This is a genomic window from Paenibacillus liaoningensis (assembly GCF_059609455.1).
The window spans coordinates 28,731-45,361 of the sequence record NZ_JCAALU010000032.1; the positions used below are offsets into that span (position 1 = coordinate 28,731).

15 protein-coding genes are annotated in these 16,631 nt (G+C 47.4%); 14 read left to right on the top strand and 1 reads right to left on the bottom strand.

Features of this window, described 5'->3' with window-relative positions; genetic code table 11:
• Positions 1–145: 145 nt before the first annotated feature.
• The 14 genes from leuB (at position 146) to AC6B99_RS32410 (ending at position 16,414) form a co-directional block, all read left to right on the top strand.
• Entirely contained in the window at positions 146–1,228 is a 1,083-nt protein-coding gene (leuB, locus tag AC6B99_RS32345; RefSeq protein ID WP_056043166.1) for a 3-isopropylmalate dehydrogenase, read from the top strand.
• A 143-nt stretch (positions 1,229–1,371) separates the two neighbouring features.
• Positions 1,372–1,917 (top strand): peroxiredoxin, encoded by a 546-nt coding sequence (locus tag AC6B99_RS32350; RefSeq protein WP_056043169.1) that lies wholly within the window; start codon positions 1,372–1,374, stop codon positions 1,915–1,917.
• A gap of 172 nt (positions 1,918–2,089) precedes the next feature.
• Positions 2,090–2,506 carry a hypothetical protein gene (locus tag AC6B99_RS32355; protein ID WP_056043172.1) on the top strand — a complete coding sequence of 139 codons (417 nt, stop codon included), beginning with the start codon at positions 2,090–2,092 and terminating at the stop codon, positions 2,504–2,506.
• A gap of 123 nt (positions 2,507–2,629) precedes the next feature.
• The gene (gene sigI / locus AC6B99_RS32360; protein ID WP_496665086.1) at positions 2,630–3,478 is read left to right on the top strand and encodes an RNA polymerase sigma factor SigI; all 849 of its coding nucleotides are present in this window, start codon (positions 2,630–2,632) and stop codon (positions 3,476–3,478) included.
• The gene (locus AC6B99_RS32365; RefSeq protein ID WP_496665087.1) at positions 3,475–4,902 is read left to right on the top strand and encodes an anti-sigma factor domain-containing protein; all 1,428 of its coding nucleotides are present in this window, start codon (positions 3,475–3,477) and stop codon (positions 4,900–4,902) included. The genes sigI and AC6B99_RS32365 overlap by 4 nt, the downstream gene beginning before the upstream one ends.
• A gap of 132 nt (positions 4,903–5,034) precedes the next feature.
• A complete protein-coding gene (locus tag AC6B99_RS32370; RefSeq protein ID WP_056043177.1) occupies positions 5,035–6,414 on the top strand; it encodes an ATP-binding protein in 1,380 nt (459 codons plus the stop codon).
• Positions 6,415–6,495: 81 nt separating this feature from the next.
• A complete protein-coding gene (locus AC6B99_RS32375) occupies positions 6,496–8,016 on the top strand; it encodes a leucyl aminopeptidase (RefSeq protein ID WP_496665091.1) in 1,521 nt (506 codons plus the stop codon).
• Between the two features lie 210 nt (positions 8,017–8,226).
• On the top strand, positions 8,227–9,582 hold the full coding sequence (locus AC6B99_RS32380) for an MFS transporter (RefSeq protein WP_496665088.1): 1,356 nt from the start codon (positions 8,227–8,229) through the stop codon (positions 9,580–9,582).
• A gap of 174 nt (positions 9,583–9,756) precedes the next feature.
• Positions 9,757–11,589 carry a PAS domain S-box protein gene (locus AC6B99_RS32385; RefSeq protein WP_494857668.1) on the top strand — a complete coding sequence of 611 codons (1,833 nt, stop codon included), beginning with the start codon at positions 9,757–9,759 and terminating at the stop codon, positions 11,587–11,589.
• A 203-nt stretch (positions 11,590–11,792) separates the two neighbouring features.
• Positions 11,793–12,809: an AraC family transcriptional regulator gene (locus AC6B99_RS32390; RefSeq protein WP_496665089.1), complete on the top strand. Its 1,017-nt coding sequence runs from the start codon at positions 11,793–11,795 to the stop codon at positions 12,807–12,809.
• Between the two features lie 187 nt (positions 12,810–12,996).
• A complete protein-coding gene (locus AC6B99_RS32395) occupies positions 12,997–13,791 on the top strand; it encodes an SDR family NAD(P)-dependent oxidoreductase (RefSeq protein WP_494878621.1) in 795 nt (264 codons plus the stop codon).
• Positions 13,792–13,957: 166 nt separating this feature from the next.
• A complete protein-coding gene (locus AC6B99_RS32400; RefSeq protein WP_496665090.1) occupies positions 13,958–14,830 on the top strand; it encodes a DMT family transporter in 873 nt (290 codons plus the stop codon).
• A gap of 142 nt (positions 14,831–14,972) precedes the next feature.
• On the top strand, positions 14,973–15,953 hold the full coding sequence (locus tag AC6B99_RS32405) for an aldo/keto reductase (RefSeq protein WP_056043197.1): 981 nt from the start codon (positions 14,973–14,975) through the stop codon (positions 15,951–15,953).
• A 74-nt stretch (positions 15,954–16,027) separates the two neighbouring features.
• On the top strand, positions 16,028–16,414 hold the full coding sequence (locus AC6B99_RS32410; RefSeq protein ID WP_056043200.1) for a MerR family transcriptional regulator: 387 nt from the start codon (positions 16,028–16,030) through the stop codon (positions 16,412–16,414).
• 101 nt (positions 16,415–16,515) lie between these two features.
• Here the strand turns inward: AC6B99_RS32410 and AC6B99_RS32415 are convergent.
• The coding region (locus tag AC6B99_RS32415) for a hypothetical protein (protein ID WP_496665092.1) at positions 16,516–16,631 on the bottom strand (116 nt) is incomplete at its 5' end.

A 16,631-nucleotide genomic window follows, 5' to 3' on the forward strand; every position in this document is an offset into this window, starting at 1 on the left:
ATATGCGTATTCAATAGCCTTTATAAGCATTGCCTATAAAGACCATAGATTTTATATCTTTGTTTTCAGCTCTGAAATATGGTACAAATGATAACAGAATGAGAATAGCTCATCCGAGCTCAAAAATAAGGAGTGTTACACAACAATGTCAGAAGTTAAAAAAATTGCAGTAGTTGCCGGCGACGGTATTGGTCCAGAGGTCGTAGGCGAAGCGCTTAAAGTATTGAAAAAAGTAGAAGAGCTTTACGGCTATCAGTTCGAAACCGAGCACGGCCTGTTCGGCGGTATTGCAATCGATCAAAAAGGAACACCATTGCCGCAAGAGACGCTTGATCTTTGTAAAAATGCTGACGCTGTATTGCTCGGTGCTGTTGGCGGTCCGAAATGGGACAACAACTCGAAGGAGCTTCGCCCTGAGACTGGCCTTCTCGGCATTCGCAAAGCGCTGGGCCTGTTCTCCAACATTCGTCCGGCAACTGTATTTGACTGCTTGAAGGAAGCTTCTACGCTTAAACCAGAAGTGCTGGAAGGCACTGACCTGATCGTTGTGCGCGAGCTGACAGGCGGCATTTACTTCGGCGAGAAATTCCGTCGTGAAGGTGCTGGCGGCGAAGAAGCGGTTGATACTTGCGTATACAATGTACAAGAGATTGAGCGTATCGTTCGCCAAGCGTTTGATATTGCGATGACTCGCAGCAAGCGTCTGGCTTCCGTAGATAAAGCAAACGTGCTGGAAACTTCCCGCCTGTGGCGCGAAGTCGTTAACCGGATTGCTCCTGAATACCCAGAGGTTGAGCTGGAGCATGTGCTTGTCGACAACTGCGCAATGCAATTGCTGCGCCGTCCATCGAGCTTTGACGTTATCGTAACGGAAAATATGTTTGGCGATATTTTGAGCGATGAAGCAGCGATGCTGACAGGTTCCATTGGCATGCTTTCCTCCGCTTCCCTAGGCGAAGGCAGCTTCGGCCTTTACGAGCCGGTACACGGTTCCGCTCCTGACATTGCTGGACAAGGCATCTCGAACCCAATCGCAACGATTTTGTCGGTTGCACTGATGTTCCGTCTGACTTTCGGCTACCACGATGCAGCGCAAGCGATTGAAGATGCTGTTAAAGAAGTGCTGGATGCAGGACACCGTACAGGCGATATCGCGGTAGACAAGAGCAAAGCTATCGGCACATCGGCAATGGGCGATTTGATCATTGCAGCGCTGAAAAAAGCTTAATTATAATAATTATAAAAAAATATTGAATACAATCTTGACTTCAATATAATCTAGTGATAATATTTATCAATAGATAGCGATAGTCACCGATGTTCACGCATCGATACATGCTCATCATTAAAACTCAAGGAGGATTTCAAATTATGGCAGAACGTTTGGTAGGTTACCCAGCTCCAGATTTCACAGCAGAAACAGCAATCGGTGATGGTTCCGGTTTCGGCAAAGCATCCCTTGCAGACTACAAAGGCAAATGGTTGGTTTTGTTCTTCTATCCACTTGACTTCACTTTTGTTTGCCCAACTGAAATTACAGCTTTGAGCCTTGCTGCTGATGAGTTCAAGAAGCTTAATACTGAAATTCTTGGTGTGAGCGTAGACAGCCAGCACAGCCACAAAGCATGGATTAATACATCCGTTAACGATAATGGTCTTGGCAAGCTTGAGTTCCCTCTTGCTGCTGATATTACGAAAAAAATCGCTAAAGATTATGGCGTTCTGATTGAAGAAGAAGGTATCGCGCTTCGCGGTCTGTTCATCATCGATCCAGAAGGCGAAGTGAAATACCAAGTCGTTAACCATAACGATGTTGGCCGCAGCGTAGACGAAACGCTTCGCGTATTGCAAGCTTTGCAATCCGGCGGACTTTGCCCAATGAACTGGAAGCCAGGTCAGCAAACGCTGTCTGTTTAATCCAAATTTGCTTCTCTTTAGCAGAAGCTAAGACAAAGAGCCCGTGCCAAATATTGGCATGGGCTTTTCTATTACGAAAAAAGCAGGAATTGTACGTGTGTAAAGCGAATAAGTTTATGTCAAACGAAACGTGCTTGCTGCGAACTGGCAACAGCTAAGGAGGTCGTCGTCGATGAGTTTTTGTTGTGGAGCTAGTATGATTGGTACCAAAGGGACATTAAAGCATTTTCGGACACATATCCATAACGTGCCTATTTTGTTCTGCCCGGTATGCAACCGTGTGGAGATTCACCACTTGGTAGAAAATGAGTATGAAATATTGGCTGAATACGCACATGGAGACGGCGCCGCTGAGGTTGATTTTCAGGAGTATGTGGAGCAAGAAGGCAAGGACCTTCGGGAAAATTGCGTAAATCATGAAAGTGAAGATCCGATGGATGTCGTACTGAGCCAAATTGACATATCACTTGATTTGCTCAGCTTTGCGAACCAAATTAACGACATCGCATGGCAAGGTGAATTAAAGAAGCGTCTGGTTATTTTAAGCAGCCGGCGCAATAAGCTTAAAGAGCGGCGAACATCAGTCTAAAATGAATCATTTTATGAAATGTGGCCTCCGTTTGGGGGCTTTTTCATTTTTCTCATAAATTTCGGGGCCTACCCCCTCAAGCGACACAGATTGACCGAAACCTATGAATGAGAGGTGGAACGGTTGCTACTTGTATTATTCAAGCGTTTCTTGCGGAAAACCGTGCCCACCGACACCGTAGAAACGAAAGCGAAGGAATCATTATTAAAAAATACGAAATCCATGCAATCCCTGACGCCGGAGCAGACGGTTCTGCAAATTCAGCAAGGAGACGAGCTGCTGCGGGAGAGGTTCATTGCAAGCTATAAGCCATACATTGCAAAAGTGACAAGCCGCTTCTGCAAACGTTATGTCAATGCGAGCAGGGATGATGAATATAGCGTGGCCTTAATCGCCTTTAACGAGGCCATTAGCCAATTTTCGCCGGAATCCGGGAGATCGTTTCTTGGTTTTGCCGAGACGGTCATCAGACGCCGTCTAATTGACTATGTGCGCCGTGAGCAGCGTCATCTATCCTCGGTTCCATATAGCACGTTCGAGCGTTTAGACGATGAGGAGCAGCTTTACAATCCTGTTGAGCTGAAGCAGGCGCTGGCTGCATATGAATTGAACAGTACGGCGGATGAACGCCGGCTGGAGATGGGCGAATTTAATCAGGAGCTGCTGAAATATGGCGTTTCGTTCGCTGAACTGGTCGACGCGTCGCCGAAGCATGCGGATTCACGCAAAATGCTGATGCGAACAGCAGCGATATTAGCAGAGGATGCGGCGATGTTTGGCCAATTAAAGCTGACAGGCAAGCTGCCGGTCAAAGCATTGACGGAGGCGAGCGGCTTGTCCCGCAAGACGATTGAACGCAATCGTAAATATATGATTGCTATTGCATGTATTTTACGGGGCACGTACCCGTTTTTGAAAGATTACCTGGACCTGGATGATTGGCAGCGAGAAGCGAGCAAGGAGGCAGAATGATGAACCGTGGCGTCGTAATGCAGATACAAAAGAATAGGGCAATTGTGCTGACGGCGGATGGCAGATTCATCAATTCCGTGCTTCCTCGCAACGTTAAAGTTGGCGATGAAATTGTGATTCAGCAGGAGGAGAGGCCGAGGCGCAGGAGGCCAAAAGCACTGCTGTGGAGAACCGGAGTGGCTGCGGCTATCGTACTGCTTATTTTGCCAGTGCTGCTGTATGTTCAGAGCGGCAAGCATCCAGTAGTCGCTTATTTCAGCATGGACATCAATCCAAGCATTGAAATCGGCATTGACAGCCGCGAGCAGGTGCAGGAGCTGCATGCGTTCAATGAGGCGGGCAAGCAGGTCATCGCTGGAGTGTCCTACAAAAATAAATCGCTTGCGCTGGTCACATCGGCTATTATGCAAAAAATTGCGGGCATGCACTATTTTGACGATAAGATGCAGGATATTGTAGTGACGAGCGTAGTCGTTGGCGGTGATGACCCGCAGATGGACGTATTATTTTCGACTAAGCTTAATAAGGCTTTGACAGATATGGTGGCGGACGGATATATGCAGGCGGCTGTAGAAATTATGACGCTGTCTGCGCCGGTAGAGCTGCGGGATGCAGCGGAAGCGTACGGGCTGTCGTCGGGCAAGATGGCGGTTTATTTGATGGCCAAGGATGAAGGTTATGATCTTGAGCTGGAAAACTTCCAGCAGCATTCCATCAGCAGGATAACCGAGCCGCTTGGCGGAGTGAAAACGATTATGAAGCATGCTGATAAAACGACCAAAGAAAGCCTGAGAAGCTTGCTTGAGGCGGAAGCAAAGCAAGAAGCTGTGCAATCCTCCGCTCCGGTTGTGGACAATGCGCCTGCTAAGCCTGCAGCCTCTCCGACTTCTGCGCCTGTTCTTATAAGCTCAGTGACGGATGGCGCGGCTTCTCCGAAGCCCGAGGAAACGGTATCGACGAAGCCTACATCAACTACTGGGGCGACTGTCCAAGAGACGCCAGCCAAACAGGAGGATAACGGAAAAAGCGGGCATCACGACAAGGACAAAGATAAGAATAAGGACAAGGATAAGAACAAGAACAAGGACAAGGACAAGGACAAAGACAAAGACAAAGACAAGAACAAGAACAAGAACAAGAACAAGAACAAGCATAAAAACGGACAAGAAAATAACGATAAGCAAGAAAATAACCAGGGAAACAAAAACGAAAATAAAGACAAAAGCAGTGGTAATAATAAAAAAGATGGCAGAAACAATAACCATAAAGATGGTGAAAACAAGGATTCGGGCAAAAATAAAGATAAAAGTAACGGGGGGAAGGCTGGCGATAAAAATAAATGGAAGACCATTTGGGAAGGTCAGCTCCATTTTAACTATCGAACAAACGTGGAAAATACATACGGCTGGCAGCGGTCAGCTTAGGATTCGTCCAATTCGTTGTAAAAATACCATTTTTCGACAAATATTCTCATTGACATGAAGGACATCCAAAATCTATGATGAGTATAGCTTGAATTAGCGTTGTCCATTGATGCTGCCGGGGGGGAGTAGAGGATGCAGATGATGCGAAAGCGTTATTTCCCGGCACTTGCCGAATACATACGAAGTGATAAGGAAAGTTCTCTTTATCAAGCAGCAGAGCTAGGCAAAGAGTTAACGGGAATCCAACTTGATGATGTCATTGCGATCCATGAGGATTGCATGCAGACATTAGTATCGAATGTGGACTCGGAAGAAGCAGTCAAATTGTACAATCGTTCGTTCATTTTTTTAATCGAATTTATGGTTGCTTATCGTTTTCATTTGCTGGCGAATCAAACCAATGATCAGAAGTTTACGGAAATGAGGGAAATGCTGCTCCGTTCCAATCGTTCATTTGAAATGGTCAAAAATAAGTATGAAAATGTGCTGCAGCATATGGACAGCGGCATCGCATTGTTTGACAGTGAAGGCATTTTGTCATTCATTAATTTGCAAATGGCGAAGCACCTAGACATTCCCCGCAAAACGCTGGTGGGCTGCAATTTGCCTGAAATTTTGCGGCATCCGCAGCTTAGCCGGTATACCCGGAAAATGATTTTAAGGCTGTACAAGGAAATGCTGCTTAGGCGCATGCGGAGTTATGAGTTTCAGGATAGGGATGGCAATCATTTGCTCGTAACGGTCACCTACGGCGATCAGCTTGAAGGTGATTTTCTATTCAGCGTCAAAGATGTGTCGGAGTATAAGCAGATTGAACAAACGGCATTACAAAATGACAAGCTAGCCATGCTTGGCCGAATTGCGGCTGCCATCGCACATGAAATTCGCAATCCGCTGACGTCGATACGCGGATTTATCCAGCTGCTGCGCCCGTATTTGCTGCAAATGGGCAAGGAGGAATATGCCCGAATCATTTTAGCCGAAATTGATCGTGCGAATGATATTATTTACGAGTTTCTAAACTCGTCCAAGCCGTCAGCTCCATTAAAGAAAGCGTTTTCCATTAATTTACTACTTAAAGAAGTTGCGCTGCTTACGGAGAGCGAGGCGCTTATGCGCAATTGCCAGATCGAGCTGCAGCTCGAAGGGGATGAATATGCGCTCGTCGCTTCGATCGACATGAAGCAGATTAAGCAGGTCATTCTCAACATTGTGAAAAATTCGCTCGATGCGGTAGCGGAGCGGGAAAGCGATGATATCGGCATTATTGAGCTGTCAACGAGAGCTGATGGCTCTTATGTGGAGATTACGATGAAGGATAATGGGAAGGGAATGGATAAGGCGACATTAGCTCGATTATTTGATCCTTTTTTTACGACCAAGGAAGAAGGGACAGGCCTTGGCTTATCCGTCAGTTATCGGATCATCCGCAATCATGGCGGCTCTATTCGCGTCGAAAGCGTCGTAGGAAGCGGCACATCATTCATTATTTATTTGCCATTAGCGGAATAAATGATTAAAATCGGGGGTATGCCCCCCGATTTTTTTTCATCTTTATGGCGGGAGGCGCTAAAAGGAGAGGAATGATTGACCATGAGTACATTATTTACATATGGAACGCCAGGTGCTGAACCAATAGATGCAGTCGTTCGTTTCATTAGCCCGCGTGAGCTTAGCGATGCTTCAGCCGAATGGCTGCTGCCGCAAATTGACCAGGCTATTCGCAGCCTGTCTCTCAAAGGGCTGTTCAAGGGAGAGGCGGAGCAGGCTCACGTCATTCAGACGCTCGGCTTGTATCCTGCTGCCGAGCATGTAATAGTGGTTGGCTATGAGGAGCAATCCGGCGCAGACGGCTTGCGTCTAGCGGCTGCAACAGCGGCCAAAGCCTTGAAGCGCATAAAAGCGCAGTCCGTACATGTTTTGCTGCCGCTATCTGCGGTGGAAGCAGAAGGGCTTTCCCAGCAGCAAGCGGCTCAGGCGCTTACTGAAGGGCTGAAGCTGGCGGTGCATGACCGCCTGCCAGAGAAACGCGAAGCGAAGACGCGTTATGCGATCGGTAAAGTGTATTTCTCCATCGCAGGAAATGAAGCGCAAGGTGCTGCATCTAATTCCAGCGAGCAATGGATCGCTGGAATTACACGCGGCGTTGCCTGTGCCGATGGCGTAATCAGCGCCCGTGATTTGACGAATATAGCGGGCAATAAGCTCGTGCCTGAAGGTCTGGCTACGTATGCCGAGGAGCTTGCCCGCCAGTATGATTTTGACATTGAAATAATTGATGAGTGGACAGCAGCCGAGCAGGGCATGGGCGGCTTGCTTGGGGTCGGTCAAGGCAGCATCAACCCGCCGCGTATGATTGTGCTGCATTATAAGGGTGCGCCAGGCGAGCAAGCGGCTTGGGGCTTAATTGGCAAAGGCATCACCTTTGATACAGGCGGCATTTCGCTCAAGCGGGCGCCTGGCATGGAGGAGATGATTGCCGATATGGGCGGCGCTGCGGCAGTGCTTGGCGCAATGCAGGCTGTTGGCGAGCTTAAGCCGGCGGTGAACATTATTGCGGTCATTCCATCGGCGGAAAACATGCCATCGGATCGCGCACTGAAGCCGGGCGATGTCATTACGATGATGAACGGCCTGACGGTGGAAGTGGTGAATACGGATGCCGAAGGCAGGCTGGTGCTTGGCGACGGACTCACGACAGCGATTCGCCGCGGGGCAACGAAGCTGATTGATGTCGCGACGCTGACAGGAGCGGTGTCGGTAGCGCTCGGCTCGCAAGCGACGGGAGCGGTGACGAATCATGATGGGCTCATGCAGCAGGTGCGTGAGGCATCTGAGCGTGCTGGCGAGCGAGTATGGCAGCTTCCGGCTTATCCGGAATACAAGAAGCAAATTCGGAGTGAAGCGGCAGATTTGAAAAACAGCGGCGGCCGTGAAGCGGGCACCATTACGGGCGGATTGTTCATCGGCGCATTCGCTGAGGATCTGCCTTGGGTTCATCTCGATATTGCGGGCGTGTCGTTCCGCGAGTCGGCGAAGGCACTGGAGCCGAAAGGCGGCACAGGCGTTATGGTACGTACGCTTGTCGAGCTCATGTACGCAGCAAAGGCGTAAAACATAGCGAAGCTGGTATCGGCTGATAGATGACCAGCAAGTAATGCTTTTAATCAAAGCAACGACCGCAGCAGAGGGCTATCCTCGGCTGCGGTCGTTGCTTCTCTTTTTCCATCTTTCTACATACCAAAAAAATAAATAGCATAACCAACTACGTAAATGTTACTATATATAAAAAATAAAGCAGTGGATGAGGAGTTTTGAAGCAGCATGAATAACGGAGAAGCGGGCCTTAAAAAAGAAGGTCTGGTCATATTAATACTTAGCTTTGCTTTAACGTTGGTCGTTATGAATACAATGATGTTTAATCTGGCGCTGCCGGATGTGGAGAAGCAATTTTCCCTCACAGCGATTGCGACCTCATGGATTGTTACGGGTTATTCCATTATGTTCGCGATTGCTTCGATTACGTACAGCAGGCTTTCGGATTTTATACCGATGAAGCTACTGTTTCTCATTGCCCTTTCTTCCCTTGGCGTGGCGTCGATTTTAGGCTTTTTCAGCAACAGCTTTATATTGCTAATGGCTGCACGTCTTATTCAAGCAACGGGAGCAGGAGCGATTGCCGCGCTTGGCATCGTGCTCGTTACACGGTTTATTCCCGCTGACCGCCGCGGCCGGGCGATGGCGCTTATTATGTCCGCAACCTCGCTAGGGCTTGGACTTGGTCCGGTTATCGGCGGTGTGATCGTCGAATATTTGGGCTGGCATTATTTATTTGCGGTTACTGCAATAATGATTTTGCTCATTCCTATGTTCTATAAAATGATTCCGGCTGAAAGCCGCAAAAGCGGCTCGTTCGACGTAGCGGGCGCGCTGCTGATTGGCATTGGAACGACAGGCCTGCTGCTCGCCTTGACGAGCAAAAGCCTGATCGCCTTAATCGTCGGTGTGGTCGCGGTTGCCTTGTTCTGGTGGCGAATTCACAAGGCGAAGGACCCCTTCGTCCAGCCGGATTTGTTCCGCAATAAGCCATACATGCTGCTTGGCATGCTGGGCGTTACTTCGTATATGAACAACTTTGCCGCATTATTTCTCGTTCCACAGGTGCTCGCTGGCGTGTATCATTTAACGCCTGCCCAGTCCGGCTTAATCGTATTTCCCGGCTCGCTGGCAACGATGGTTGCCTCAAGATATATTGGCAGTACCATTGACCGGCTAGGCAATCGTTTCTTTATCCGTCTGGCTCCGGTCGGCCTATTTGCCGCCTCACTCGCGCTCGCATTCAGCGCTGTACATTCCTATTGGGCAATTCTCATGATCTATATGCTGCTTAGTGTTAGTTTCTCTGCCTTAACGAGCAGCGTGTCTAATGAAATGTCGAGGCTGCTGCCGCAAAAGGAAATTGGAGCGGGAATGGGATTATTCCAGCTTGCCCAGTTTTTCAGTGGCGCATTGACTGCCGCCTTGATAGGCACCGCCATTGTATGGCAGGCACAGCTGGCTAAATCTGAGGCGTTCAATCATATTTTATGGGGCATGTCCGTTATTGTGCTGGGCACGGTCATCAGTTCGCTACTATACACACGCAGTGCTGCTCGCCAAGCTTCCCGCCAAGCTGCGTAATACGTGTCGTGAAACCTGTCGCGGATTTCTAATTTTTTATAAAAGAGTTAACGTCTTACAGGGATGAATATATTTATTTTCCAATAAATCTGGATGCGCTAGCAGGGAAGTTAACAACCCATGTTGAATTTACAACTCATGAGGACGGAATAGGGCTGAAAGTGGAGGGTTCGGATGAGCGACTATGTAAGTGCGGACTTGTATCATACCTATATGAACTCCATTTGGGAAGAGACAACAGATGGTATTGTTATTGTCGATTTGCAGCGTATCGTGCTGGATGTTAATCCAGCTTTTGAGCAGATGTACGGCTGGACGAAGGAGGAGCTGGTAGGCAGGAAGCTCCCCGTTGGCCCGGCCCATCTCTATAAGGAGTTTGCCAGGCTTTACGATCAGGTGATTGAGGGCAAGAAGGTAGCCGCAGCGGAATACCCAAAGCTGTGCAAGAACGGCAAGCATCTGCATGTGAGCATTACCTTATCCGCTGTTCGCGACAGCAGCGGCAAGACGACCGGAATCGTTGCTATTGAGCGGGATATTACGAAACGCAAGCAGACCGAGAAGGCGCTTCGGGAGACGGAGCAGCTATACAGCCACCTGACGCAAAATGTGCTAGCCGGCGTTTTTGTGAGGCAGGATCGTAAAATCGTTTATATTAACTCGTATATGTCCGCCATGCTCGGCTACACGAGAGAGGAATTTGTTACGCTGCGTACCGCCGACTACATTGATGCGATTGAGCTGTTCACCATTAAGCGGCAGGTGGCGGAAATTTTGATCAAAAAGCGTGAGCCCCGCTATACCGTTACCGTACGCGGCAAGAAGAAGGATGGCGGCTTCGTCTATTTGGAAGTCAATCTCTCGCTCATTATGTACAAAGGCAGAACGGCGATGCTAGGCTCAGCCAAGGATGTGACCTCATCGGTTGCACTTGAGCGTTCCTTGCGGGAAAGTGCCGAGATGTACCAGCGTGTCATGAAGCTGCTGCCCGAGCCGATTGTGCTTAGCGACCATGGGAAAATTATTTACGCCAACAATTCGGCAATCAAGCTCGTTCAGGCCGATGACAAAAACGAAGTAATTGGACATTCGGTATTTGAATATATTCATTCTGACCATCATGAGGATTCGCTTAGGAAGATGGATCTGATTATGTTTGATGAAGAGCCGAGCCAGTTTGAGGAGCGGCAAATTATTTGCAGGGATGGGCAGACGATAGATGTTGAAATGTCGAGCATCCGCATTAACAACTATATGGGCAAGCGGGTTATTTTAACGGTAATCCGGGATTTGACCGATCGCAAGCGATCTGAGGATATGCTGGTGCGTTCCGAGAAGCTGTCGGTTATTGGCCAGCTTGCTGCGGGCGTTGCCCATGAAATTCGCAATCCGCTAACGGCGCTCAAAGGTTTCACGCAATTGCTCAAAACCAAAAACGAAGGTTATGGCTCCTATCTCGATATTATGTCCAACGAGCTGGATCGAATTAATTTAATCGTAAATGAATTTATGACTTTGGCGAAGCCGCATTTTACCAGATTCAACGATGAGAATTTGGTACATATTTTGCGCGGCGTTATTTCGGTGCTGGAAACACAGGCGATAATGACGAACGTGGATATTGAGACGCAGGTGGAAGACTGCTTAATGATCATTCATGCAGATGCCAATCAGCTCAAGCAGGTATTCATTAATGTCATCAAAAATGCGATCGAGGCAATGCCTGACGGCGGTCGCGTTACGATTGCGATTCGCTCAAACTTTCCTGATAGCGTTTGCTTGACGATTCGCGATGAGGGGATCGGAATGACCGACTCCATTATCGGGAAAATCGGGCAGCCCTTTATTACGACAAAGGAAAAAGGCACGGGCCTTGGGCTGATGATCAGCTCCAGAATTATTGAGGCCCATCATGGTACTCTACATATCGTTAGTCGACATGGCGAAGGCACGGAAGTGCAAATTACGCTGCCGCTGGCTAAGCCTGCAATGACAGAATTAAATTAATTTTGCCCTGTTCCCTCATTTACCTTCATCCCAGTAGCGTATCCATTTTAGAGTGAAAAGCCTTCAGTTTCGCGCCTACCCGCGAAGTGCTGAAGGTTTTTATCTATTTGTGTGCGAAACGGGCAAATTAGACTGATCAGACTTAAATGTTGTTAAATGTACTTAAGATAGAATGAATAAGCAGCAAAAGGAGTGTCACATAGATGAAGGCTCATTTCGCAGATCGCATTAAAATCCCGCCTGGATTTTGGGAAGGATTGCGTCAACTAGGGATCGCCGCCCACGACGCAGCTCGCAAAGCACGGCTGCCGCTCACCATTATTACTGAGCCAGCAGTCACTACCGCCCAATACTTCGCGATTTGGCAGGCTTATTCCGAACTTATTGGTGAAACCGCCATAGGGATCATCAAGCTTGCGACTGTCTTTGACACAGCGAAGTATCCACCAACTGTCTTAGCCACTTACCACGCTCGTAATTACCGTGACGCTCTGAACCGCATGGCCCGCTACAAACAGCTATGTCCCCCAGAAAGCTTACAGATTACGGAGGAGGGCGAGCACTGTACAATCGAACTAGGATGGCTGAATACCGAACAACCTGGCCCTTCGATGCTGGTTGGTATTACGCTGGCCTTTCTTCTGGAGCTTGGGCGCCGGGGCACGGGCCAGCCTTTGACGGCGAAGTTCGTCGAATTTTCACACCCAATGGGCGATTTACAAGCCCTTGAAGCTTATTTCGGATGCCCGGTACAGATAGGGGCAAAAGGCAACCGATTGATACTGCATCGAAGCGATCTGGAGCTCCCTTTTGTCACATACAACGAAGAGCTGCTGGAAATTCTGACGCCTGCTTTGGACCGATCGCTCAATGACCAGCAGCGCAGCCGTTCAATGGCCGATACGGTCAAATGGATCATAAAACGCAGCCTCACAGGAGGGCAGGTCGACATTCAGGCAGTGGCGAAGGAAATAAGCATGAGCGATCGTACGCTGCAGCGCCGGCTTACTGAAGAAAACACGAGCTTCAAGCATCTATTGACACAAGCTAGACATGAGCAGGCACGACAGTACTTGGCAAACCCCTCGCTCGTTATTAAAGAAGTGGCTTTCTTGATTGGCTATGAGGACCAGAACTCGTTCTACCGCGCCTTTCGACATTGGGAAGGAGATACGCCCTCCAATTGGCGCAAGAAACAGTTAGGTGCAAACTCGCTATAAGATGGACGGCAACGATGTACTGCGTTTTATGATTTGGCGTATGAAACAAGACCTTTGGCGCAACAGGCTAGTTACTGAGCAGGCCGGACAAGGTAATATAAGTACTATTCCGAGCAATGGACTGTTGGATAAATGACTGCTAATAATCTTGCCAATACGTTAAGTAAATGAAACGGAGAAATGTATGATGGAAATGGGATTAACCAATAAAACAGCTTTAGTTACAGGATCAACGAAAGGCATAGGCAAAGCCATTGCCATGGAACTTGCCAAAGAAGGCGTTCATGTCCTTATTAATGGACGAAATCATGATGAGGTAGAACAAACAGTACGCGAAATAAAGTCGGAATTTCCTGCTACCTCTCCTCAAAATGCTGCAGCTGATATTGTGGATAGTGGGCAAAGGGAAGCTTTATTTGAAAAATATCCCGAAATTGATATTCTGGTTAATAATACGGGCATATATGAAATCATGAAATATGAGGATGTCGACGACGACGTATGGGAAAAATATTTCCGTACGAATGTTCTTGCCGCAAACGGCTTAACAAAATTTTATTTGCCTAAAATGTTGAAAAATAATGATGGCCGCATTATTTTTATTGCAAGTGAAGAAGCCATGATGCCATCTGGACTAATGCCACAGTATGGAATGACAAAGTCCATGCTGTTATCCTTGGCAAAAAGCTTATCTAAATTAACGATAGGAACAGAGGTTACAGTCAATACGATTATGCCCGGACCGACACTTTCTGAAAAAGTGCATCAAATCATCGAGGGCATGTACTCCGATGAAGACATGGCTTTTTCAGAAAAAGAGCAAAAATTTATGGCTGCAAACCTGCCTCAATCGGAAATACAGCGATTTATCAGGCCTGTTGAAATAGGAAGACTAGCCGCATTTGTATGCAGTCCTTATGCATCCGCATTTAAAGGCTCTCCCATCCGTATGGATGGAGGTATGGTGCCGACTATTTTTTAATCTTGTTTTCGTGTAAAATAAAACTATTCTTTTGAAAGTGAGCTGAAGATGGATGATGTGGTCGCCACTTTTTGAAAATGATGTACCTGTAGTTATTCTCCCTTAACGGCAGAAAACTACAACTCCGTTAAGGGCAGGAATGTTCTGGATAAACGGAGGGTACTCAATGAAAAACACTTGGTTAGGTTCTTTGTATTTAGCGCTCGCAGCTAGCATTTGGGGCGGGATGTATGTTGTAGTGAAACATGTGGTAGACATTGTGCCACCACTTGAATTAGTATGGATTCGCTATGTCATTGCTTTTTTTGCATTGCTGATTATTGGCGTTGCAACCAAACAATCATGGCATATTGAAAGACGAGACTTGCTGTTAATCTTCCTAATTGGACTTATTGGAAATACAATTTCCATCCTGACTCAAGAAGTGGGTACGATGCTTTCTACAGCCCAAATGGGTGCGATTATTACGTCAACGACACCTGCATTCATGGTACTGTTTGCGCGTATCCTCTTAAAAGAAAAAATAACGTTTAAAAAGGCAAGCTCGATTATTTTAGCATCCATCGGTGTCGGCATTATTGTCGGAAAATCCGAAATTGATCCATCTATTCAACTTGGTGGGGTATCCCTGCTTATTGCAGCGCTTACATGGGCGCTTATGTCTGTTCTTATTAAACGGGTACCCGGGCAATATTCACAAATTGTCATAACGTGCTATACAACACTAGCAGCCATAGTTTTACTTACACCTTTTACAATAAGCCGGTTGCCTGAGCTTGATTTTCAAGCCATGCTGCATCCATCGATTTGGGGCGGCCTTTTGTACTTGGGGGTTATTTCGACAGCATGCGCCTTTTTATTATGGAATCGTGGACTGCAAATGCTCAATGCTTCAAGTGGCGGATTGTTTTTCTTTTTCCAACCTATTGTCGGCACTTTTTTAGGGTGGTTATTGCTAGGCGAGCAAATTGGTTTGTCTTTTTGGATAGGTACGATATTGATTTTTATCGGTGTACTATTCGTTATTCGAGATGAATGAGCATTGAAAAAAAGTTGGTCGGCGTCATTTGCCGATCAGCTTTTTTTATACATGTCATTTGATCGCTTGACTTGGAGTTAACTCCAGAGGGTAAACTACATTCGAAGGCAATCGTACTTAACCGAAAGCGAGGAACGATCTAATGGAATATGTGAAACTTGGAAATACGGGCTTGGATGTATCTCGGCTTTGTCTTGGCTGTATGAGCTTTGGTGTAGCAGAACGTTGGGTTCATCCATGGGTGCTTGATGAAGAGCGCAGTCGTCCTATTATAAAAAAAGCGCTGGAGCTGGGAATTAATTTTTTTGATACAGCAAATGTGTATGCAGATGGAACAAGCGAGGAAATCGTTGGACGGGCTCTAAAGGATTATGCGAACCGTGATGAAATTGTGCTCGCAACCAAGGTGCATTTCCGCATGCATGAAGGGCCGAATGGTGCGGGGCTTTCCCGGAAAGCCATTATGAGCGAAATAGACAAGAGCCTTAAGCGATTGGGAACGGATTATGTAGACCTTTATCAAATTCATCGTTGGGACTATAATACCCCTATTGAAGAAACGATGGAAGCTTTGCATGATGTCGTGAAGGCTGGAAAAGCAAGATACATTGGCGCTTCCGCTATGTATGCATGGCAGTTCCAGAAGGCGCTGTATACAGCTGAGAAAAATGGATGGACCAAATTTGTGTCCATGCAAAATCATATGAATCTCATCTACCGTGAAGAGGAAAGGGAGATGCTGCCGCTTTGCAAGGAAGAAAAAATCGGTGTCATTCCTTACAGTCCGCTGGCATCAGGAAGATTGACGCGTGATTGGTCGGAAACGACGCACCGCTCCGAAACCGATCAAGTGCAGAAATCGAAATACGATGCGACTGCGGATACGGATCGAGTGATTGTGGAGCGCGTTGCAGCAATCGCTGAAAAACGTGGCGTTCCCCGTGCTCAAATCGCACTTGCCTGGGTAGCGCAGAAGGAAACGGTAACAGGTCCAATTGTCGGTGCTTCGAAAATATCCCATCTCGAGGACGCTGCAGCTTCGCTTTCAATTAAGCTAACACCTGAAGAAGTAGCATCGCTGGAGGAGCCGTATGTTCCTCATCCGGTAATTGGCGCCGTATAATAGGAAGATAGGACAAGAACGCCCTGACCATTTCCTTGGGCGTTCTTTATTTTAAATGTGGTGGTGACACGAGCATGTTTATAGCAGAAGTAAGTGAAAAATATGATTTGTCACAGGATACGCTTCGCTACTATGAACGAATTGGGCTTATTCCGCGAGTGAACCGCAATAAAAGCGGGCTCAGAGACTACACCGAAGAAGATTGCCGGTGGGTTGAATTTGTTAAGTGTATGCGAGGCGTCGGTCTGCCTGTTGAGGTATTGATTGAGTACGTTGGGCTGTTTCAACAGGGTGATGAAACGAAAGAGGCCAGAAAAGAACTCCTAATCGAGCAGCGGAAGCTGCTTAGAGCAAGAATGGAAGATATGCATAAGGTGCTTGAACGCATGGATGATAAGATCGAAAGATATGAGCAGACCATCGTGAAAAAAGAAAAAACACTAAATCGAGCTCAAGATTAGAGCATATAGGCAAACGAGAGTCGGCCTGCTGCTGCTTCTTACTTAGCCCCTTATGCGGGGCCAATCTCTTCAGATGATTTAAGGCAGGGGGAGCACAGCATTCAATTGTTGCAGAGACCGCTGTTGCAGAGACCGCTGTTGCAGAGACCGCTGTTGCAGAGACCGCTGTTGCAGAGACCGCTGTTGCAGAGACCGCTGTTGCAGAGACCGCTGTTGC

What these genes read in the sequence shown, in the direction of transcription:
- AC6B99_RS32385 (WP_494857668.1), top strand. Translation starts at nt 9,757, where the DNA reads ATGAGCGACTATGTAAGTGCGGACTTGTATCATACCTATATGAACTCC.
- AC6B99_RS32365 (WP_496665087.1), top strand. Translation starts at nt 3,475, where the DNA reads ATGATGAACCGTGGCGTCGTAATGCAGATACAAAAGAATAGGGCAATT.
- AC6B99_RS32350 (WP_056043169.1), top strand. Translation starts at nt 1,372, where the DNA reads ATGGCAGAACGTTTGGTAGGTTACCCAGCTCCAGATTTCACAGCAGAA.
- leuB (WP_056043166.1), top strand. Translation starts at nt 146, where the DNA reads ATGTCAGAAGTTAAAAAAATTGCAGTAGTTGCCGGCGACGGTATTGGT.
- AC6B99_RS32410 (WP_056043200.1), top strand. Translation starts at nt 16,028, where the DNA reads ATGTTTATAGCAGAAGTAAGTGAAAAATATGATTTGTCACAGGATACG.
- AC6B99_RS32380 (WP_496665088.1), top strand. Translation starts at nt 8,227, where the DNA reads ATGAATAACGGAGAAGCGGGCCTTAAAAAAGAAGGTCTGGTCATATTA.
- AC6B99_RS32400 (WP_496665090.1), top strand. Translation starts at nt 13,958, where the DNA reads ATGAAAAACACTTGGTTAGGTTCTTTGTATTTAGCGCTCGCAGCTAGC.
- AC6B99_RS32395 (WP_494878621.1), top strand. Translation starts at nt 12,997, where the DNA reads ATGGAAATGGGATTAACCAATAAAACAGCTTTAGTTACAGGATCAACG.
- AC6B99_RS32355 (WP_056043172.1), top strand. Translation starts at nt 2,090, where the DNA reads ATGAGTTTTTGTTGTGGAGCTAGTATGATTGGTACCAAAGGGACATTA.
- AC6B99_RS32370 (WP_056043177.1), top strand. Translation starts at nt 5,035, where the DNA reads ATGCAGATGATGCGAAAGCGTTATTTCCCGGCACTTGCCGAATACATA.
- AC6B99_RS32390 (WP_496665089.1), top strand. Translation starts at nt 11,793, where the DNA reads ATGAAGGCTCATTTCGCAGATCGCATTAAAATCCCGCCTGGATTTTGG.
- AC6B99_RS32375 (WP_496665091.1), top strand. Translation starts at nt 6,496, where the DNA reads ATGAGTACATTATTTACATATGGAACGCCAGGTGCTGAACCAATAGAT.
- AC6B99_RS32405 (WP_056043197.1), top strand. Translation starts at nt 14,973, where the DNA reads ATGGAATATGTGAAACTTGGAAATACGGGCTTGGATGTATCTCGGCTT.